13 protein-coding genes are annotated in these 20,143 nt (G+C 70.4%); 10 read left to right on the top strand and 3 right to left on the bottom strand.

Annotation, left to right across the window (positions count from 1 at the left end; genetic code table 11):
• Positions 1-575: 575 nt before the first annotated feature.
• Positions 576-1,433: a pentapeptide repeat-containing protein gene (locus tag ABD378_RS30950; RefSeq protein ID WP_344526185.1), complete on the top strand. Its 858-nt coding sequence runs from the start codon at positions 576-578 to the stop codon at positions 1,431-1,433.
• A 36-nt stretch (positions 1,434-1,469) separates the two neighbouring features.
• On the opposite strand, the gene ABD378_RS30945 is transcribed toward ABD378_RS30950, so the two are convergent.
• On the bottom strand, positions 1,470-2,411 hold the full coding sequence (locus ABD378_RS30945; protein ID WP_344526183.1) for a hypothetical protein: 942 nt from the start codon (positions 2,409-2,411) through the stop codon (positions 1,470-1,472).
• Between the two features lie 258 nt (positions 2,412-2,669).
• Here ABD378_RS30945 and ABD378_RS30940 point away from each other — a divergent pair, with 258 nt between their 5' ends.
• Positions 2,670-3,467, top strand: a complete 798-nt coding sequence (locus ABD378_RS30940; RefSeq protein WP_344526181.1) for a S1 family peptidase — start codon at positions 2,670-2,672, stop codon at positions 3,465-3,467.
• Between the two features lie 395 nt (positions 3,468-3,862).
• Positions 3,863-6,946 carry an endo-alpha-N-acetylgalactosaminidase family protein gene (locus tag ABD378_RS30935; protein ID WP_344526179.1) on the top strand — a complete coding sequence of 1,028 codons (3,084 nt, stop codon included), beginning with the start codon at positions 3,863-3,865 and terminating at the stop codon, positions 6,944-6,946.
• A gap of 74 nt (positions 6,947-7,020) precedes the next feature.
• Here the strand turns inward: ABD378_RS30935 and ABD378_RS30930 are convergent, their stop codons facing one another.
• Positions 7,021-8,826 carry a glycoside hydrolase family 35 protein gene (locus ABD378_RS30930; protein WP_344526177.1) on the bottom strand — a complete coding sequence of 602 codons (1,806 nt, stop codon included), beginning with the start codon at positions 8,824-8,826 and terminating at the stop codon, positions 7,021-7,023.
• 136 nt (positions 8,827-8,962) lie between these two features.
• Between ABD378_RS30930 and ABD378_RS30925 the strand changes: the two genes are divergently transcribed.
• The 5 genes from ABD378_RS30925 to ABD378_RS30905 all read left to right on the top strand — a co-directional run bounded on the left by ABD378_RS30925 (position 8,963) and on the right by ABD378_RS30905 (position 15,841).
• Complete coding sequence (locus tag ABD378_RS30925; RefSeq protein ID WP_344526175.1) at positions 8,963-9,871, top strand: helix-turn-helix domain-containing protein; 909 nt, start codon at positions 8,963-8,965, stop codon at positions 9,869-9,871.
• A gap of 11 nt (positions 9,872-9,882) precedes the next feature.
• Positions 9,883-10,218: a chorismate mutase gene (locus tag ABD378_RS30920; RefSeq protein ID WP_344526173.1), complete on the top strand. Its 336-nt coding sequence runs from the start codon at positions 9,883-9,885 to the stop codon at positions 10,216-10,218.
• A gap of 48 nt (positions 10,219-10,266) precedes the next feature.
• Positions 10,267-12,780, top strand: coding sequence for an aminopeptidase N (gene pepN, locus ABD378_RS30915; protein ID WP_344526171.1), 2,514 nt, complete (start codon positions 10,267-10,269; stop codon positions 12,778-12,780).
• A 230-nt stretch (positions 12,781-13,010) separates the two neighbouring features.
• Positions 13,011-14,402, top strand: coding sequence for a pyridoxal phosphate-dependent decarboxylase family protein (locus ABD378_RS30910; RefSeq protein WP_344526169.1), 1,392 nt, complete (start codon positions 13,011-13,013; stop codon positions 14,400-14,402).
• The gene (locus ABD378_RS30905) at positions 14,399-15,841 is read left to right on the top strand and encodes a lysine N(6)-hydroxylase/L-ornithine N(5)-oxygenase family protein (protein WP_344526167.1); all 1,443 of its coding nucleotides are present in this window, start codon (positions 14,399-14,401) and stop codon (positions 15,839-15,841) included. The genes ABD378_RS30910 and ABD378_RS30905 overlap by 4 nt, the downstream gene beginning before the upstream one ends.
• A gap of 3 nt (positions 15,842-15,844) precedes the next feature.
• Here the strand turns inward: ABD378_RS30905 and ABD378_RS30900 are convergent, their stop codons facing one another.
• Positions 15,845-17,650: a bifunctional metallophosphatase/5'-nucleotidase gene (locus ABD378_RS30900; protein WP_344526165.1), complete on the bottom strand. Its 1,806-nt coding sequence runs from the start codon at positions 17,648-17,650 to the stop codon at positions 15,845-15,847.
• 161 nt (positions 17,651-17,811) lie between these two features.
• Here ABD378_RS30900 and ABD378_RS30895 point away from each other — a divergent pair, with 161 nt between their 5' ends.
• Complete coding sequence (locus tag ABD378_RS30895; RefSeq protein ID WP_344526163.1) at positions 17,812-18,537, top strand: SIMPL domain-containing protein; 726 nt, start codon at positions 17,812-17,814, stop codon at positions 18,535-18,537.
• 157 nt (positions 18,538-18,694) lie between these two features.
• Entirely contained in the window at positions 18,695-20,131 is a 1,437-nt protein-coding gene (gene pyk / locus ABD378_RS30890; protein ID WP_344526161.1) for a pyruvate kinase, read from the top strand.
• The last annotated feature ends 12 nt before the right edge of the window (positions 20,132-20,143 follow it).

Below are 20,143 nucleotides of genomic sequence, written 5' to 3'. Positions count from 1 at the left end.
CCCCAGCGGGGGCGCGGGGCGCCGGGCGGCGTAGCGCGTGCGCTCGGCAGTGGGGGCCGTACCCCGCTGCCGGGGTGGGGCCCCGCTCTCACCGGCCCCCGCAGCACCCGCCGCCGAACAGGCCTCTCCCACCCACCCGCCCGTTCACCCCGCATCCTCACCTGAACGAACAAGCCTTTCCCACCCACCCGCCCGATTGCCCCGCAGTGCCGAGGGGTGGGTGGGCGGTGGGGGATTCGCATTGCGGATGGTGTGGGGAGAGGGTGCGGATGGGGTCGGCGATTCGCACAGACGGGGTGGGGGAGGGAGCATCGGCAGATTGCGACGCACCTGTAGTCGGCAGCGCTCGCGAGGGGACGTGCCGGTATGTCTGCCCGGAGCACGGTTCGCGGCGCTCCGGGGCCGAAGTAGCCCCGCGGCCACCGGACGATAGCGAGGACGGACATACCGGCGCGGCACCGTACCCACAGACAGACCCCGCCGCTGCACGCACGCACCCGAGGTCGGACATACCGGCGCGGCCCCGCCCCCACGCGGACCGTGCCCGTACCAGCCAAGGCCCGAGGGAGACCCTGATGCCTGAGAAGCACCCCCAGCCCCAGCAGCGTCAGTTGTTGCCCCTTGTCGGTGATGACCGGCAGGAGCTTCGGGCCGACTGTGGCAGTTGCTTTGGGCTCTGTTGCGTGGCGCTCACCTTCTCCAAGTCCTCGGACTTCCCCGTCAACAAGGCCGCCGGCACCCCCTGCACCAACCTCCAGCAGGACTTCCGCTGCGGCATCCACCAGAACCTGCGCCAGAAGGGCTTCTCGGGCTGCACGGTCTACGACTGCTTCGGCGCGGGACAGAAGGTCTCGCAGTCCACCTACGGCGGCACCGACTGGCGCCAGGACCCCGGCACCGCCCGCCAGATGTTCGACGTGTTCCCGGTGATGCGCCAACTCCACGAACTGCTCTGGTACTTGACCGAGGCGCTCACCCTGCCGCAGGCCAGCCCGATCAGCGCCGAGCTGCAGCGCGCCCTTGACAAGACCGAGCACCTCACCCAGGGCACCCCCGCCGCCATGGCTGAGACGGACGTGGCCGCACACCGTGAGGACGTCAACGTCCTCCTTCTGCGCACCAGCGACCTCGTGCGCGCGGACATCCGCCGGAAGAAGAAGGACCGCCGAGGAGCCGACCTCTTCGGCGCCCGCCTCAAGGGCGCCGACCTCCGAGGCGTGACCCTCCGCGGCGCCTACCTCATCGCCGCCGATCTCCGCGGCGCGGACCTCCGCCAAACCGACCTGATCGGCGCGGACTTCCGGGACGCGGACCTGCGGGGCGCGGACCTCACCGGCAGCATCTTCCTGACCCAGTCGCAGGTGAACGCGGCAAAGGGCGACGCAGAGACGAAGCTGCCCCCGTCCCTGTCACGCCCCACGCACTGGGGCTAGCTAGGACCTGCAGGCCACCGCCAAGTCAGGCACGCCTCACGTGTCGCACTCCAGCACCGTCCGGCACAGCGTGCACCGCGCCCGCATCCGCCCCCGGGCAGGCAGCCGGATCCGCTGCTGACACGTGGGGCAGGGGAACGAGACCCGCAGGGGCTCGGCCCCGCCTGACTCGAGCGAGAACGAGTACGCCCCACCCCGGGACGAGGCACCCACACCAACCCCAGCGCCAGCCCCAGCCCCCGCTCCACCGGAGCCCCGCTCCTGCGCGTACCGCCGATCCTTCGCGTACCGCCGCCGCCCCGCCCACCCCGCAGCCGTCAGCGGCGGCTGCTGTTCGTCGCGCCGGGCCTGGGCGAGACCCTTCGTATAGGCGGTGTACGCCTGCGCGCTGGTGAACCACGTCTCCGGCGCCTCACCGAAGGCGATGGCCCGCTTGGCCAGTACGTACCCGAACTCCTCCGGCGTGAGATACCCGAGCTTCTGTGACGAGGCGCCGTCCTCCCGATAGGCGTCCAGGAGGAGCCACCCCGCCCCCAGGTAGGCGGTGGCGGTGTCCGTGAGGATCTCGTTGTCGCGGGTGCCGGGGAACGCCAGATCGAGCCGGTGCAGATACACGTGCATGACCTCGTGGGCGAGTGCCGCGCCGATGTCCCTGCGGTGCGTGCGGAACCGGTCGTTGAGTTCGATGAAGTACTCGGGGCCCGCGGCCAGTTCGACGTACGCGGCGTGTTCCATCTCGCGGAAGCTGACGATCATGCGGGCGTCCGGCAGCCGGAGGTGTCGCACCATCTCGCGGGCCACCCGCTGCACGCCGAGATAGAGGTCGTCCTGGTCGGAGAAGGCGACGTCGGCGGGGGCGATGCTGGTTTCGAAGGTGTGGACGGTGTCGTACGACAAGCGTTTGTAGAGCGCGGTGATCGCGGAGCGCACCGTCTCCAGGTGGGGGTAGCCGTGCACCACCGGCCCGCCGTCCGCCACGCGCGCACCCCCAGAAGACGGTTCGAGTTGGCTCGGCTCGCCTCAACTCCGTTCCACTGTAAGGCGCATCCCCGCATCCCGAACCAGCCCACACGCGGGCCCATGGCCGAAAACCGCCCCTTGCTCTATGCGGACACCGATCTCCATAATCCGCAACAACGCTTTGGCGGGCTCATGCCATCCCTGGGCATCCTGTGGGGACGGCAGGGGCCCGCCACGCGTGCAACCCCCCACGAACCCCCCACGAAGGGAAGCCCGTTGAACACCAAGCTGCGTGGAGTCAAGAGAGCCGCCACCCTCGGTGCCATCGCCCTCGCCGCCGTCAGTCTCCAGCCCGTCGCCGCGTCAGCGGCCCCGCACCCCGGCCCCACCCCGGGTGAGCGCATCGTCGGTGGAACCCCCGCCGAGCAGGGCGAGTTCCCGTTCATGGTCCGTCTGTCGATGGGCTGTGGCGGCGCGCTGTACGCCCAGGACATCGTCCTGACCGCCGCCCACTGTGTGGACGGTTCGGGCGACAACACGAGCATCACCGCCACCGGTGGTGTCGTGGACCTGGAGAGCCCGGACGCGATCACCGTGAAGTCCACGAAGGTCCTGCAGGCGCCGGGCTACAACGGCAAGGGCAAGGACTGGGCGCTCATCAAGCTCGAGAAGCCGATCGACCAGCCCACGCTGAAGATCGCCAAGGACGACAAGCTCAACAACGGCGACTTCGACATCGCCGGTTGGGGTGCCGACAAGGAGGGTGGCCAGCAGCAGCGCTACCTGCTCAAGGCGAAGGTCCCGTTCGTGAGCGACGCGGACTGCGAGGCCGCGTACGGCGCCGACCTCACCCCCGGTGAGGAGCTCTGCGCCGGGAAGCTGGCGGAGGGCGGCACGGACACCTGCCAGGGTGACTCCGGTGGCCCCATGTTCCGTAAGGACGAGGCCGGGGAGTACGTCCAGGTCGGCATCGTCAGCTGGGGCAACGGGTGTGCGCGGCCCAAGTTCCCCGGGGTCTACACCGAGGTGTCGACGTTCGCCGGTGACATAGAGAAGGCGGCGTCGGAGCTCTGAGTTTCCGCTGGACGCGGGGTCTGACCAGTGTGGTTGGGCCCCGCGTTTTCTTTGTGGGGCCGCGTCGTGCAGCGGGCGGGGTCCGTCTGTGGGTGCGGGGCCGTGCCGGTATGTCCGTCCTCGCTATCGTCCGGTGCCCGCGTAGCTACTTCGGCTCCGGAGCGCCGCGAGCCGTGCTCCGGGCGGACATACCGGCACGTCCCCTCGCGTCTCGATGCCGACCGCGGGCGCGTGGGGGTCGAGACGCTACGGCTGGGGTCCCACCGCGGGGACCGCGGGGTAGTCGGTTGGGTGGGTGGGAAAGGTCCAAGTCCTGACTCTCCTTTGTCCATGGGCGCACAAGTCCCTTCCGGCGCAGGGTGACCGCACCGAGATCCGTCCCACGGAGGGGTGCCATGCAGCCGTCAGACACGTCCGGTCCAAGCCGCAGAGCCGTAGTCGCCACGGGCGCGTTGGCCGGTGTCAGCGTCGCCGTCGGCCTCGGGGGCGCCGCGCCCGCTTCGGCCAGGCCCGCTGCCGCCGGCGAAGCCGTGATCCGCTCCGCCGACCTCGAGGTGCGCGTCGCCACGGACTTCCCCCGCGTCGTCTCGTACACGGACCGAGCCACCAAGGCGGTCCTGTACGCGCAGCCGGAGGCCGTCACCACGCTCCTGGTGGACGACGTGACGCACACCCCGAAGGTGACCGTCACCACCGGGGACGACCGTGTCGCGTACGTCCTCGCGCTCGGCGGTGGCACCGCCATCACCGTCGAGATCGCCGTCGAGGGGCGCCAAGTGCAGTGGCGCGTCACGGAGATCGAGGACAGCGACGCGCTGCGCGTCGGCACCCTCCGCATCCCCGGCCTCGCCCTTCTCTCCGTACGCAGCGATCAGCCGGGCGCCACCCTCCTCGCGGCCAAGGTCCAGCTCGACAAGGCCAAGAGCGGGGACACCGAGGTCAAGCTCATCCCGGACACCGCCGCTGAGGCGGCCACCGGATGTGCCTACGCCGTCGTCGCGCACGACGCGCTGGGTGGTGCCGTCGAGACCAACACCGTCTACGACAAGCCCACCACCGAGGCGGGAACGACCTGGGACAACGGCAGGCTGTGGCGGGAGACCGTCAGGAAGAGCGGGTACGTGGAGGCCCGGCTCGTCCCCGGCCAGTGGACGCACCGCGCGGCCACCGCGGCCGTCGGCGACACCGAGCCCCTTCCGTACGCCACCGTCGTCATCACCGGCGACCGCAACGGCGACGGCAAGGTCGACTGGCAGGACGCCGCCATCGCGTTCCGCGACATCATGGTGAAGCCGCTCGGCGCGGACGAGCAGCATCTGCGCGTCGTCCCGCACATTCCGTTCAACTTCGCCTCGCAGGCGACGAATCCGTTTCTGGCCACGCTCGACAACGTCAAGCGGATCCACCTGGCCACGGACGGCCTGCGGCAGTACACGCTGCTCAAGGGCTATCAGTCCGAGGGGCACGACTCCGCGCATCCCGACTACGCGGGCAACTACAACACGCGTGCGGGTGGGCTCGAAGACCTCAATACCCTGGTCAGGGAAGGCAAGAAGTGGAACAGCGACTTCAGCGTGCATGTGAACGCCACGGAGTCCTATCCCGTCGCGAACGCCTTCTCCGAAAAACTCGTCGACAAGGCCAATGAGCAGTGGGACTGGCTGGATCAGAGCTATCGCATCGATCAGCGTCGGGACCTGGTGTCGGGCGACATCGTCAAGCGGTTCGCCGATCTGCGGGACGAGGCCGACGGCGCGCTCAACGCTCTCTACATCGATGTGTTCCGTGAGTCCGGCTGGACCTCCGACCGGCTGCAGCGCGCACTGCGCGAGCAGGGCTGGATCGTCACCAGTGAATGGGGGCACGGCTTCGAGCGCTCGTCGGTCTGGTCGCACTGGGCGACGGAACCGGATTACGGTCCCGATACCTCGCGGGGCATCAATTCCCGCCTGATCCGCTTCATCCGGAACCACCAGAAGGATGTTTTCGCCGACAAGTGGCCGACCCTTCTGGGCATTGCTCGCATGGGCAACTTCGAAGGGTGGGTCGGCAAGACCGACTGGACCTATTTCTACGATCTGATCTGGACCGACTCGCTGCCCGCGAAGTATCTCCAGGCCTATCCCATCAAGACCTGGGGCGAGCACGAGATCAGTTTCTTCGGGGCGGGCGGGACGAAGGTCTCCGACACCGGCGGCACCCGTCGGATCGTCACCGATGGCCGAGTCGTCTACGACGGCGGCAGCTATCTGCTTCCCTGGGAGCCCCGCAAGGCCACCGACCCCGGCAAGCTCTACCACTACAACCCCAAGGGTGGTAAGGGGAGTTGGCAGCTGCCGCGAGGGTGGGCCGGGCTCGGCAAGGTCGCGTTGTATCGGCTCACCGACCAAGGGCGGGTCTTCGTCGCCGATGTCCCGGTGCGTGGCGGCAAGGTGACCATCGACGCCAAGGCCAAGCAGCCCTACGTCCTCTACCGTCGGCGCGCCGCCGCACTGCCCGACCCCGGCTGGGGCCAGGCCACACCTCTGCACGACCCCGGTTTCAACTCCGGCTCTCTGCGGGGCTGGAACGTCACCGGGCCCGCATCCGTCGAGCTCAGCGAGCTCGGTGACCACGAACTCGTCGTCGCGTCGGGCGGCAAGGCCGCCGTCGGTCAGCGGCTGCGCCGCCTGAAGGCGGGAGCGTACGTCGCCTCCGTGCAGGTCGAGGTCGGCGAGAAGGCCGGCGACGAGCGGAAGGCCACCTTGGAAGTGCGCACCGCCGACGGTGTCACCGCGGCCAACTGGACGCGGACCTCCACGGCGGGCAACTACGTGGCGGCCGACCGCAAGCACGGCACCCGCTTCCAGCGGATGTTCGTGCCCTTCACCGTCCCCGAGGGCGGTGGACCGGCCGAGCTGACGCTCCGGGCCGACGCGGGCCACGCGCGCGTGCGCTTCGACAACGTACGCATCGTCTCCGTGACGCGTGGCGGCGCCCCCGAAGGCATCGCCTCCGAGGACTTCGAGCAGGTGCCGCAGGGCTGGGGGCCGTTCGTGAAGGGGGACGCGGGGGATGTCACCGACCCGCGTACGCACATCGCGCAACGGCACTCCCCGTACACGCAGCGCGGCTGGAACGGCAAGGTGATCGACGACGTCATCGACGGCGGGCAGTCCCTGAAGTCCCGCGGCGAGAACGCCGGGCTCGTCTACCGCACCGTTCCGCACACCGCCCGCTTCGAGGCGGGCAAGCGCTACCGCGTCTCCTTCCGGTACGAGAACGAGAAGGCGGGGCAGTACGCGTGGATCACCGCCGTCGATGAGCCCGCGGCCCGTGAGATCGACCGCAAGGAGCTGCCGGTCGCGACCGAACCGACGGTCCTGACCTACGAGTTCACCGCCCCTGCCAAGGGCGAGGCCTGGGTCGGGCTGCGCAAGAGCGGGGACGACGGCACCGCGGAGTTCGTCCTGGACGCCTTCGACGTACGCGAGGTCTGAGGGTGAGGGTGCCGGAGAGGCTGTGAACAGCCTCTCCGGCTCTCCGGCTTTCCAGGAAGACTTCGGCGGATCCGCTAGATGTCGCTGCCGGGGAGGGGGAGAGGGAGGGGGAGCGCGAGGGGCGGGATCGGGGAGAGGGAGACCGTTCCCGCATCCGTCCCTTCGAGCTCCAGCACCCAGACCTCGTTCGTACCCTCCCGCAGCACCGGCCCGGGGACGTACAGCGAGGTCTGCGGGCCCACCGACCAGTAGCGGCCCACATTGAAGCCGTTCACCCACGCGAACCCCCGTGTCCAGGAGGGGAGTTGGAGGGTCGCGTCGCCAGGTCCGCGCACCTCGACCGTGCCGCGGTACAGGCCGGGCCGACCCTTCGGTGCCTCTCCGGCCGCCGGAACGGCCCGCACGGCCTTCGCCGAGGAGAACGCGTCGAGCCGCAGCCCCCTGGCCCTCACCCCGTGCAAGTACTGCCGCTCATGCAGCACCCCACCGGTGACGCCCTTCGCCTCGCCGGTCCGTGGCCCGTAGTTGACCCTCCCCAGGGACTCCACCCACAGCTCCACGCGCGCGTGCCCCGCGACAGGCTCGGGCAGGGTCGGCTCCTCCTCGGTGAGGACTCCGGCCCGCACCCCGTCCACGTACACCACCGCCCGGTCCCGCAGCCCTCGCACACTCAGCGGGTACGGCCGCCGCGGGCCGGGCACCGTCAGCGAGTACTGGACCAGGCCGCGGTCGACATCGAGCTCTTCGAAGGTGGGCGGTACGGCGTACTCCGCCAAGGGGCCGCCGAGCGACTCCATGACGGCGGACAGGGGTGCCCACTGCGCGAGGCCGGCCGCGGCGTGCTCCCCGAGCGAGGGCGGCGGTGCGGGCAGCTCCGGCAGCGGGCCTTCCGCGTACGGGGCGAGCACCTCACGGAAGCGCCAGAACTTCTCCGTGGGACGCCCGAACTCGTCGATGGGCGCGTCGTAGTCGTACGAGGTGACGTCCGGCTCCAGGACGCCGTCGTGCAGCGCGCCGCCGCCCCGGTTCGCCCCCGCCCACCCGGCGAAGTTCGTGCCGCCGTGCGCCATGTAGAGGTTGACCGAGGCCCCGCACTCCAGGATCTCGCGCAACGCGTCCGCCGCGTCCGCCGCGTCCCGTACGACGTGCTCGGCGCCCCAGTGGTCGAACCAGCCGCACCAGAACTCCATGCACATCAGCGGCCCCTTGGGGCGGTGCCTGCGCAGCGTCTCGAAGCCCGCGCGGGCCTGCGAGCCGAAGTTGGCCGTCGCCAGGACACCGGGGACGGACCCGCCGGTGAGCATGTGGTCCTCGGGGCCGTCGGAGGTGAACAGCGGCGCGCTCACGCCCTCGGAGCGCAGCAGCTCGGTGAGGTGGCGGAGGTAGACCTGGTCCGAGCCGTAGCTGCCGTACTCGTTCTCCACCTGCACCATGATCACGGGGCCGCCCCGGTCGTGCTGGCGCGGGACGACCTGCGTCATCAGGCGGCCGAACCACCGGTCCACATGCCCCAGGTACTCCGCGTCGCGGGTACGCGCGCGTGCCCCCACCGCGCCCGTCAGCCAGTGCGGAAGGCCGCCGTTCTCCCACTCGGCGCAGATGTAGGGCCCCGGCCGGACGATCGCCCACAGGCCCGCGTCGTGGGCGGCGTCCAGGAAGCGGCCGAGCGCCTCGACGTCGCTGAACTCTCCCGGGCGCGGCTCGTGCAGGTTCCACGGGACGTACGTCTCCACGCAGTTGAGCCCCATCGCGCGCAGCATCGAGAGGCGGTGGCCCCACTGCGCCTCGTGCACCCGGAAGTAGTGCAGCGCACCGGAGAGCAGCCGTACGGGCCGCCCGTCCAGTTCGAAATCGTCCTCGCCCACCCTGAAGCCGTTCATCGTGTCCCTGAATCCCTCTCGCTCACCACTGATCAGCCACGATCACCTCTGGCGGGCGGCAGGGTCCATGGACAAAGATCTAGGCGGGTTGGACGCAGCGAGCGGGCCGCGGCCCGGACGGAAGGGGCAAAAGCGGATGTACCACACGTGGATGCGGTATTTCACGCCGAGCCCGGCCCACCACCGCCTCGGCCTCGCCTGCCTCGGGGTGGGCCTGCAGCACGGCGTCCTGCCGACCGTGGGCCCGCGCACCCTCGACCACCACGTCGCCGTCGTCGTGAGCGCGGGCGGCGGCTGGTTCCAGGGGCCCGACGGAAGACGTACGACGGTGACGGCGCCCGCGCTGATCTGGCTGACCCCCGGAGTGCGCCACCACTACGGACCCGACCCGGAGAGCGGCTGGGACGAGTGCTTCGTCGACTTCACAGGGCCCGCCACCGCGACGTACACCGAACTCGGCTACATAGAACCCAGCAGGCCCGTGGTGCCCCTCTCGGACGCGACCGGCGCGCGGGCCGCCGTCGGGCGCATCGCGCGCGCGGCACGGCGCGGCAACCCGCTCCTGGAGGTCGAGACGGGCGCCGCCGTCCATGAACTCCTCGTCGCGCTGCGCCGGGCCCGCGCCGACATCGCCCCCGACGGCGACCCGGTCCTGCAGTCCCTGGCCCGCGACGCCTTCCAGCCACTTTCCGTCGCCGAACACGCGGCACGGCACGGCATGACACCCGCGGAACTGCGCACGGCGGTACGCAGGGGCGCGGGCTGCAGCCCCAAGGACTATCTCCTCGGCATCCGCCTAGGGCGCGCCAAGGAGCTGCTCGCCGCCACGGAGCTGCCGGTCGCGGCCGTCGCGCGCCGCGTCGGATACGACGACCCCGCGTACTTCTCGCGGCTGTTCACGCGCCGCGTGGGAATGGCGCCCGTCCGCTTCCGCGAACAGCAGGGACGCACGGTCCCCGGCGGCTGGTCGCAGCAGATTCCCGACCCCGACCACCCGCCGATTTTGCGCTCTTCCGCCGTCGGCGGCGAAGGACCGGCAACGTAGGCTCGTGGACCATGACCACCAGCCACACGAGTGACGCGAACGGGGCCGGGACCGCGGACGAGGCCGTGCGCGCCGAACTCGCCCGCCTGCGCGACAGCATCGACAACATCGACGCGGCCGTCGTCCACATGCTCGCCGAGCGCTTCAAGTGCACCCAGCAGGTCGGCCATCTCAAGGCCAACCACCACCTCCCGCCCGCCGACCCGGACCGCGAGGCCCGCCAGATCGCCAGGCTGCGTCAGCTCGCGGAGAACGCGAAGCTGGATCCGGCGTTCGCCGAGAAGCTCCTGAACTTCATCATCGCCGAGGTCATCCGCCACCACGAGACGATCGCCAAGTCGTCGTGACGGGGACCAGCAGGACCGCTTGTCAGTGACATCGGGCAGCATGGACCCATGTCCGTACTGACGCGCGACGAAGCGCAGAGCCGAGCCGGTCTCATCGACGTCCAGCGGTACACGGTCGAGCTCGACCTGACCCGGGGAGCCGAGAACTTCGACTCCCGCACCGTCATCCGGTTCACGGCGCTCGGGGAGCCCCCGGCCACGGTCGACACCTTCGTCGAGCTCAAGCCCGCCGAGCTGCGCTCCGTCACCCTCGACGGGCGGCCGCTCGACCCGGCGGGCCTCGTCGAGAACCGGCTCGCGCTCACCGGACTCACCGCGGGCGAGCACGAACTGCGCGTCGACGCGGCCATGAGCTACTCGCACACCGGCGAGGGCATGCACCGCTTCACCGACCCCACGGACGGCGAGACGTACACGTACACGCAGCTGTTCATGGAGGACGTGCAGCGCGTCTTCGCCGCCTTCGACCAGCCCGACCTGAAGTCCGTGTTCGAGCTGACCGTCACCGCCCCGCAGGGCTGGACGGTCCTCGCCAACGGCGTGACCGAGCACGTGGGCGGCGGTACGTGGCGGGCCGCGCCCACCCCGCTGATCTCCACGTACCTCGTCGCCGTCGCCGCAGGACCCTGGCACTCGGTCCGCACCGAACACCGCGGGCTGCCCTTCGGCATCCACTGCCGCCGCTCGCTCGCGCCCTTCCTGGAGGCCGACGCGGACGAGATCCTCGACGTCACGCGCGCGTGCTACGACCGGTACCACGAGAAGTTCGAGGAGCCCTACCCCTTCGACTCGTACGACCAGGCGTTCGTCCCGGAGTTCAACGCCGGCGCGATGGAGAACCCCGGACTCGTCACCTTCCGCGACGAGTTCATCTACCGCTCCGCCGTCACCGAGACCGAGCGGCAGACCCGCGCCATGGTCATCGCCCACGAGATGGCCCACATGTGGTTCGGCGACCTCGTCACCCTCAGGTGGTGGGACGACATCTGGCTGAACGAGTCCTTCGCCGAGTACATGGGCTTCCAGACCACCGCCGAAGCCACCCGCTTCACGGACACCTGGACCGACTTCGGCGTCGCCCGCAAGGCATGGGGGTACGACGCCGATCAGCGCCCCTCCACCCACCCCGTCGCACCCGACCCGGATGCCGTGCCCGACACCGCGTCCGCGATGCTCAACTTCGACGGCATCTCGTACGCCAAGGGCGCATCCGCCCTGCGCCAACTCGTCGCCTGGCTGGGCGAGAAGGACTTCCTCGCCGGCATCAACACCCACATCGCCCGGCACAAGTTCGCGAACGCCACGCTCGCCGACTTCATCGATTCCCTGGCCCACAACACCGACCGCGACGTGCACGGATGGGCCGAGGCCTGGCTGCGCACGACCGGCGTCGACACGCTCACGTCGACGGTCACGCACGACGCCCGGGAGTGGACCCTCGCCGTCGACCGCGAAGGCAGCCGCCCCCACCGCGTCGCCGTCGGGGTATACGACCGCGACCTCACCGACACCCAGGGCCTGGTCCTGCGCGAGCGGTACGAGACGGACGTCCCCCACTCCGGGTCCTCCGCGCCGCCGCGTGACGGCGGGCGCCCCGCCCTGATCGTCCCGAACGACCAGGACCTCACGTACACCAAGATCCGCCTCGACGAGGCCTCGATGGAGACGGCCCTGCGCAGCCTCTCCCGCGTCCCCGACGCCCTCACCCGCGCCGTCCTGTGGAACAGCCTGCGCGACATGGTCCGCGACGGTGAACTCGAGTGCACCACCTACCTCGAGACGGCCCGCGCGCATCTCCCCGAGGAGACCGACCTCGCCCTCGTCCAGGGCGTCCTGGCCTTCGCCACCACCCACGTCGCGGGCCGCTTCCTGCCCCCGGACCTGCGGACCACCGCCCTCACCACCCTCACCGAGCTGTGCCGCGACCTGATCCGGCGCACGGAGGACGGCTCACACCCGGGCCTGCGGCTCACCGCCGTGCGCGGCTTCATCGACGTGGCGACGCGGCCCGACCCGCTCCAGGAGTGGCTCACCGAGGGCACCGTCCCCGGCGGCCCCGAGCTCGACCCCGAGCTGCGCTGGCGCGTCCTGACCCGCCTGGCCGTCCTCGGCGGGGCCGACGAGTCCGCGATCGCCGCCGAGCTGGAGCGCGACCCCAGCGCCACCGGGCAGGAAGGCGCGGCCCGCTGCCGTGCCGCGCTGCCCGACCCGGAGGCCAAGCGCCGCGCGTGGGAGTCGATGTTCGCCTCCGACGACCTCTCCAACTACCTCCTCACCGCCACCGCCCAGGGCTTCTGGCAGCCCGAACAGGCCGATCTCGTACGGGAGTACATCCCCCGCTACTACGAGGACGCGGTAGCCCTCGCGGCCCGGCGTGGCCCCGCCATCGCCGACGTCGCCGGACGGTGGGCCTTCCCCGCCTCCTCGGTGGACGCCGAGACGCTCCGTCTGGGCGAGGAGTGCCTCCGCGACGCCGCCCCCATCCCCGCCCTACGCCGCAAGCTGGCCGACCAACTGGACGACCTGGCAAGGGCATTGCGGGTCAGAGAGACACAAGCCTGAGCCAAGAGCGCCCCGAAGGGGGCGCGAGAAACGGCGCGACCAGCGACAAAGCACCCGCAGTCGAATCCCGCCCACCCGTGCGGAGCGCTTAGCAGCCCTGCCCGCGCCGACACGCTTTCTCCGCACGGCAGTACCACTTTCGGGTCTGGATCGTTGAGCTCTCCGGGCGTGCCGTCTGCTCGGCAGACAGGCTGGTGACCCCGTTCGCGCGCACCCGAAGGACGTCGCCCATGAGCACTCCGCCGCCCCTCGCCGGAGGAGCCCAAGGACCCGACGCGCTGCGGCCGTTGCTCACCGCCACCCTGGACGCCCTGCGCACCGGGGAGACCGCCCGCGGTGGGCCGCTCCCCGCGGGCGGCCCCACCGCCGTAGCCGCCCGGGTGCGCGAAGCCACCGGCGAGGTCCTGCCCGACCAGGGTGAAGGCGCCGAAGCGGCCCTGCGCACGCTGGTCCACGCGCTCGCCGAAGGCGCGGCCGACCCCGCGGACGCCCTGTGCGCCGCCCACCTGCACTGCCCGCCGCTCGCCCTGGCCGTCGCCGCCGACCTGGCCGCGTCCGCGCTCAACCCCTCCATGGACTCCTGGGACCAGGCCCCCGCCGCCTCGGAGATCGAGACCCTGGTCACCCGCGCCCTCGCGGCAGAGGCCTATGGAACCGGCAGGGGAGACGCCCTCGTCACCACCGGCGGCACCGAGTCCAACCAGCTCGCCCTGCTCCTCGCCCGCGAGCGCACCGCGGCGCACGGCCCCGTCCAGATCGTCGTGGGGGAGAACGCCCACCACTCGCTGGGCCGCGCCACCTGGCTCCTCGGCATGCCGGAACCGGTCACCGTCCCCGCGCCCGCCGGTGTCCTCGACCCGGCCGCGCTCGACGAGGCGCTGTCCGAACTCACGGGACCGCCGGGCACGTTCCTCGTCGCCGCCACCGCGGGCACCACCGACGCAGGCCTCATCGACCCCATCGGCCAGATCGCCGACCTCTGCGCGGACCACGGCGCCCGCCTGCACGTCGACGCCGCGTACGGCGGTCCGCTCCTCTTCAGCGACGTACGAAGAGCGCTCCTGCACGGCATGGAGCGCGCCGACAGCGTCACGTTCGACCTGCACAAGCTCGGCTGGCAGCCCGTCGCCGCCGGCCTCCTCCTGGTCCGCGACGCACGCGACCTCGCGGCACTCGGCCACCATGCCGACTACCTCAACGCGGACGACGACACCGAAGCGGGCCTCCCCGACCTCCTCGGCCGCTCCCTGCGCACCACGCGGCGGCCCGACGTACTGAAGATCGCCGTCACCCTCAAGGCCCTCGGGCGGCAGGGGATCGGTGACCTCGTCGATCAAGTCTGCGCACAGGCACTGGAGTTCGCCGCGCTCGTCGCCGCGCACCCCGGATTCGAGCTGTACGACCGGCCCGTCATCAGCACGGTCCTGTTCCGGCCCGTCGGCGCCGACGACGACCACATCGCGTACGTCCGCCGGGAGCTGCTCGGCCAAGGCCGCGCCGTGCTCGGCCGGGCCAGGATCGACGGACGCCGCTGGCTCAAGGCCACCCTGCTCAACCCCCACACCCGGCCCGGCGACCTCGCCGAGCTGCTGAAGCTCGTGGAAGGAACCACCCCCCGATGACCGGCCAGAACGACAAGCCCGCCCCGCCGCTCACCACACCCGAGGAACCCCGGGACCTGGTCGGCATCGGCATCGGCCCCTTCAACCTCTCGCTCGCCGCCCTCGCCCAGCCCCTGGCCGGTCTCGACGCCGCCTTCTACGAACAGCGGCCCGGCTTCCACTGGCACCCGGGGCTCCTCATCGACGGCGCAAGCCTCCAAGTGCCCTTCCTCGCCGACCTGGTGACCCTCGCCGACCCGGCAAACCCCTGGTCCTTCCTCAGCTACCTCAAGAGCCGCGAGCGGCTCTTCCCCTTCTACTTCTCCGAGCGGTTCCACATCCAGCGCGCCGAGTACGACGCGTACTGCCGCTGGGTCAGCGAGAACCTGCCTGGACTGCACTTCGGGCACCAGGTCGACGCCGTGCGCTGGAACCCCGAACGGGACCTCTTCGAGGTCGACTTCACGCAGCTCGACGCCGAGGGGGAGGCCGAGGCGCTCGGCCGGACGTACACGAAGAACATCGCCGTCGGCGTCGGCACCGCGCCCCACGTCCCCGAACCCCTGAAGCCCCTCGCGGACGCCCCCACCGTCCCCGTGATCCACTCCGCGGACTATCTCCTGCACCGCGACCGGCTGCTCGCCGCCGACCACATCACCGTCATCGGCTCGGGCCAGTCCGGCGCCGAGGTCTTCCTCGACCTGCTCAAGCACCGCCCGGTGGGCGCCGAGAAGATCCACTGGCTCGCCCGCACCGAGGCCTTCGCGCCCATGGAGTACTCCAAGCTCGGCCTGGAGCACTTCACGCCGGACTACACCCGCTACTTCCACTCCCTGCCCGAATCCATGCGCGACGGCCTCGTCCCCCGTCAGTGGCAGCTCCACAAGGGCATCGACGCCGACACCATCGCCGCCATCCACGACGAGCTCTACCAGCGCACCCTGCACGGCGGCTGGCCCGACGCCGTCCTCACCCCCGGTGTCTCCGTGCGCACCGCGGGCCGCGTCGCCACCACCCGCGTGGAACTCCACCTGGAACACCTCCAGCAGGGCACCCGCTCCCGCCTCACCACGGACGCGGTCGTCCTCGCCACCGGCTACCGCGAGCGCCCGCTCGACCAGCTCCTCGCGGGCCTCGACGCCTACATCCGCCGGGACTCCTCGGAGCGCCCCCGCGTCGACGAGCAGTACCGCCTCGTCCTCGACCCCTCAATCACCGGCGGCGGCAGCAACGTCTACGTACAGAACGCCGAGCGCCACACCCACGGCGTCGGCGCCCCCGACCTGGGCCTCGCCGCCTGGCGCAGCGCCACCATCCTCAACACCCTGACGGGGGCGTCCCCATACCCGCTGCCGCAGCGCACCGCGTTCACCAGCTTCGGGCTCCAGGAATCCCAGGCCCGCACCGCCGCCGGCCTCATCGGCGAGCAGCGCGGAAACCTGGTACCCCTCAAGAGCTGAAGGTCAGAAGACCGGAGTGCCGTCCCGGGTCAGCTTCCAGTCCACCGACGCGAACCGGGCCGGGTCGACCGTGCCCTTCGCCTGCACCCACTGGATGATCGTGTTCCGGATCTCGTCCGAGTTCGCCCACAGCTGCTTGGCGCCCGCGATGTGCGGGAAGTTACCGCCGCCGCTGGCACGGTAGTTGTTGACGGCGAGCACGAACTCGGCCTTCGGGTCGATCTCCTTGCCGTCGAAGCTCAGCTTCACGATCCGCGAGCCCGCGGCCTTGGCGATGTCGATCTCGTACGTCACGCCGTACAGCGCATCGTAGTTGTAGTCCGGGATGTTGTCCGCGTTCGTCAGCTTCGCCGGGTCCACCGGGGCGCCGGCCGCCGTTCGGACGTAGTAGCGCGCCGAGAACTCCAGGTACGCCTTCAGCTGCGCACCCGTGATGAGCCGCGCCTCAAGGGTGTTCTCGAACGGGTAGAGCCCCGCCGCGTCCTTGATCGTCACCTCGCCCGCCGGGACACCCGCCGTGCGCGAGAAGCACGAGGCCTGCGAGAGCACGGGGAGCGCCGCGTACTGGCCGCCCTTGAGCGCCTCCTTGACCGTCTCCGCCTGGACATGGCTGATCAGGTCGATGATCGCGACATCCTTGTACGGGCCTTCGGCCGTGCTCATCGCCTGCGTCGACGTGCCGATGACCTGGTTGACGTACGCGACGACCTTCTTTTGCTCGTCCGCGAGGAGCTTGGTGACCTTCGCGTCCTCCGCCGCCGTATTGGAGTTGAGGACCTCCGCGCCCACCTTCTCCACCGTCCAGCGGCCCTTGGCCCACACCAGGTCGAAGTCGAAGAGGGTGAGGCGCTGGCCCCACTTCAGCGGCTCGGACAGGACGACCTTCTTGCCGGTCTCCTTGTTCTCCACGAAGTACTCGGGGATCTCCGTGTGCGCGTGCCCGACCAGGATCGCGTCGATGCCGGGCACCTGCTCGGCCACCAGACCTGCCGCGTTCTCGATGTACGGGAGCTGGTCGCCGTACGAGGACGTGCCGCTGGAACCGGAGTGCGCCGACACGATCACCACGTCCGCGCCCATGGACCGCAGCTTCGGCACCCACTTCGCCGCCTGCTCCTCCAGACCCGGGAACGTCATCTTGCCCTGGACGTTCGCCTTGTCCCAGATCGCGATGCCGGGGTTCGTCAGACCCAGGACCGCCACCTTCACGTCGCGGCCGTGCGGGGTGCGCAGGCGCTTCATGAAGTACGGCGGGAAAGCGGGCTTCTGCGTCTTCGCGTCGAGGGCGTTGGCGCCGAGGAGCGGGAATTCGCACTGCTCCTCGAACTTCCGCAGAACGGGAATGCCGTAATTGAACTCGTGATTGCCGAGCGCCGCGGCGTCGTAGCCGATGCTGTTCATCGCCTGCGCCATCGGATGGACCGGGCCGCGTTCCGCGGTGATCGGGTCGATCTTGGCGTAGTAGTACGAGAGCTGGGTGCCCTGAATGGTGTCGCCCGCGTCGATGAGAAGCGTGTTGCGGCGGCCTCTCTCCTCGCGGATCTCGTTCACGAGGGTGGAGATCTTCGCAAGGCCCACGTCGTTGTGGTCCTTGTCGTCGAACTCCTTGTCCGTGAAGTAGTCCCAGTTGAAGACGTTGCCGTGCAGGTCCGTCGTGCCCATGACGGTGAACGAGTACCGCTTCTTCCGCTTGGCGGGCTTCCCGGGCGCCTGCGCCGATGCGGAGGGCGCGGCGGCCACGCCGCCCGCGAGCGCCACGCCCGTGGCGGCGGCGGACTTGCCCAGGAACTTCCGGCGGTTCAGCGGCATTTCGTACTCCCCTTGGACCCATGACCGATCGATGTAACGCGCGTAGATTCTGACCCCGACCGCCCCATCGGCAACAGACCCCGCAGGTTTCGATCCGATGACTGTCCGGTGCCGTGTCCCGATGTCTGTCCGGTGCCGCCCCCCAGTGCGAGAGTGGCCGCATGGACGAGACCAACCCCGAGACCACCCCCACCCCGGCCCCCTACGGCACCCCCGGCGCCCCCCGCCTGGCCGTCAAGGGCGAGGCGCACCTCGAGGTCGACCCCGAGATCGCCCGCATCGGCATCACCGTCAGCGCACGCGGCACCGACCGGCGCGACGCCCTGAACGACCTCACGCGCCGCAACGCCACCGTCATCGACCTCGTGAAGACGTACGGCGAATCCGTCGAGACGCTGGAGACCGGCGCCTTCTCCATCAGCCCCGAACTGACCAAGCACGGCCGCGGCGAACGCGTCCGCGCCTACCACGGCCGGGTCCACATCACCGCCGAGCTCACCGACTTCACCGCCCTCGGCGAGCTCACCACACGCCTCGCGGACCTCGAACTGACCCGCGTCGACGGCCCCTACTGGGCCCTGCGCCCCGACTCGCCCACCCACCGCGAAGCCCGCCAGCACGCGGTCAGGGAAGCGGTGCAGCGGGGCCGGGAGTACGCGCAGGCGCTGGGGACCACGCTCGCCGCCCTCGTCGAGCTCGCCGACATCGGCGCCGAGAACGCCCAGCCGTACGGCTACGGCGGCCCGACGCCCGCCATGCGCACCGTCGCGTACGGCGGCGCGGCCGACATGGGCCAGGAAGCCGCCCCCCTCGACCTCGAACCCCAGCGGCAACACGTCTACGCACAGGTCAACGCGCGCTTCACGATGACACCGCCGCAGCTGTAGCCACGGAAGGGATTTACACCGCGGGGCGCCCGGTAAATCGCTCATCAGAGCAGCGCCCCGCACAATTCAACACTTGTCAATAACCTTTCACGCAAAGGTTGTTGAGTAGTCATGCCCAGCCAATTCTCTACCGGCCGGTAAGGCCTAGGCTCGAAGCATGCGCCGAGCAAAAATCGTCTGCACCCTGGGCCCAGCCACCGACTCGTACGACCAGATCAAGGCACTGGTCGAAGCCGGAATGGACGTGGCCCGCTTCAACCTCAGTCACGGCACGTACGCCGAACACGAGGAGCGCTACCAGCGCGTACGGAAGGCTTCCGACGAGACCGGCCGCAGCGTCGGCGTCCTCGCGGACCTTCAAGGCCCGAAGATCCGCCTCGGCCGCTTCAGCGAAGGACCTGTACTCCTTGAACGGGGTGACGAGTTCACCATCACCGTCGAGGAGGGCGTCGAGGGCGACCGGCAGACCTGCGGCACGACCTACGACGGCCTCGCCGAGGACGTCACCCCCGGTGAGCGCATCCTCGTCGACGACGGCAAAGTGACCCTGGAGGTCACCGCGGTCGATGGTCCCCGCGTCACCACCACCGTGGTCGAGGGCGGCATGGTCTCCGACCACAAGGGACTCAACCTCCCCGGCGTCGCCGTCTCCGTACCCGCGCTCTCCGAGAAGGACGAGGCGGACCTGCGCTGGGCCCTGCGTTCAGGATTCGACGTCATCGCCCTGTCCTTCGTCCGCAGCGGACGCGACATCGAGGCCGTGCACCGCATCATGGACGAGGAAGGCCGCCGCCTCCCCGTCATCGCCAAGGTGGAGAAGCCGCAGGCCGTCGAGAACATCGACGACATCGTCGCCGCCTTCGACGCCATCATGGTCGCCCGTGGTGACCTGGGCGTCGAGATGCCGCTCGAACAGGTGCCGATCGTCCAGAAGCGCGCCATCAAGCTCGCCAAGCGGAACGCGAAGCCGGTCATCGTCGCGACCCAGATGCTCGACTCGATGATCGACAACTCCCGCCCCACGCGCGCCGAGGCCTCGGACGTCGCGAACGCCGTCATCGACGGCACGGACGCGGTGATGCTCTCCGGCGAGACCAGCGTCGGCAAGTACCCCATCGAGACGGTCCGCACGATGGGCCGCATCGTCGAGGCCGCCGAAGAGGACATCCTCGCCAAGGGCCTTCCGCCGCTGACCGAGCGGAACAAGCCCCGGACCCAGGCCGGCGCCGTGGCCCGCGCCGCCGCCGAGATGGGCGACTTCCTCGGCGCCAAGTTCCTCGTGGCCTTCACGCAGTCCGGCGACACGGTCCGCCGCCTCTCGCGCTACCGCTCGCCGATCCCGCTGCTCGCCTTCACCCCGGACCGGGCCACACGCTCGCAGCTCAACCTCACCTGGGGCGTGGAGACCTTCCTCGGCCCGCACGTCGAATCCACCGACGCCATGGTCCGCCAGGTCGACGAGCTGCTCCTGAAGTTCGGGCGCTGCGAGAAGGGCGACGTGGTGGTCATCACCGCGGGATCCCCGCCCGGAGTCGCCGGCTCCACCAACCTCGTACGCATCCACCACATCGGCGAGGACGACAGCCCCACGTAGGCGGATCGTGTA

Source organism: Streptomyces rectiviolaceus, from assembly GCF_039533825.1.
Lineage (GTDB): Bacteria > Actinomycetota > Actinomycetes > Streptomycetales > Streptomycetaceae > Streptomyces > Streptomyces rectiviolaceus.
This window is presented reverse-complemented; position numbering and strand designations above follow the sequence as displayed.

Coding starts and splice junctions, on each gene's coding strand:
- ABD378_RS30950 (WP_344526185.1), top strand. CDS start 576: ATGCCTGAGAAGCACCCCCAGCCCCAGCAGCGTCAGTTGTTGCCCCTT.
- ABD378_RS30935 (WP_344526179.1), top strand. CDS start 3,863: ATGCAGCCGTCAGACACGTCCGGTCCAAGCCGCAGAGCCGTAGTCGCC.
- ABD378_RS30930 (WP_344526177.1), bottom strand. CDS start 8,826: ATGAACGGCTTCAGGGTGGGCGAGGACGATTTCGAACTGGACGGGCGG.
- ABD378_RS30925 (WP_344526175.1), top strand. CDS start 8,963: ATGTACCACACGTGGATGCGGTATTTCACGCCGAGCCCGGCCCACCAC.
- ABD378_RS30920 (WP_344526173.1), top strand. CDS start 9,883: ATGACCACCAGCCACACGAGTGACGCGAACGGGGCCGGGACCGCGGAC.
- pepN (WP_344526171.1), top strand. CDS start 10,267: ATGTCCGTACTGACGCGCGACGAAGCGCAGAGCCGAGCCGGTCTCATC.
- ABD378_RS30910 (WP_344526169.1), top strand. CDS start 13,011: ATGAGCACTCCGCCGCCCCTCGCCGGAGGAGCCCAAGGACCCGACGCG.
- ABD378_RS30905 (WP_344526167.1), top strand. CDS start 14,399: ATGACCGGCCAGAACGACAAGCCCGCCCCGCCGCTCACCACACCCGAG.
- ABD378_RS30900 (WP_344526165.1), bottom strand. CDS start 17,650: ATGCCGCTGAACCGCCGGAAGTTCCTGGGCAAGTCCGCCGCCGCCACG.
- ABD378_RS30895 (WP_344526163.1), top strand. CDS start 17,812: ATGGACGAGACCAACCCCGAGACCACCCCCACCCCGGCCCCCTACGGC.
- pyk (WP_344526161.1), top strand. CDS start 18,695: ATGCGCCGAGCAAAAATCGTCTGCACCCTGGGCCCAGCCACCGACTCG.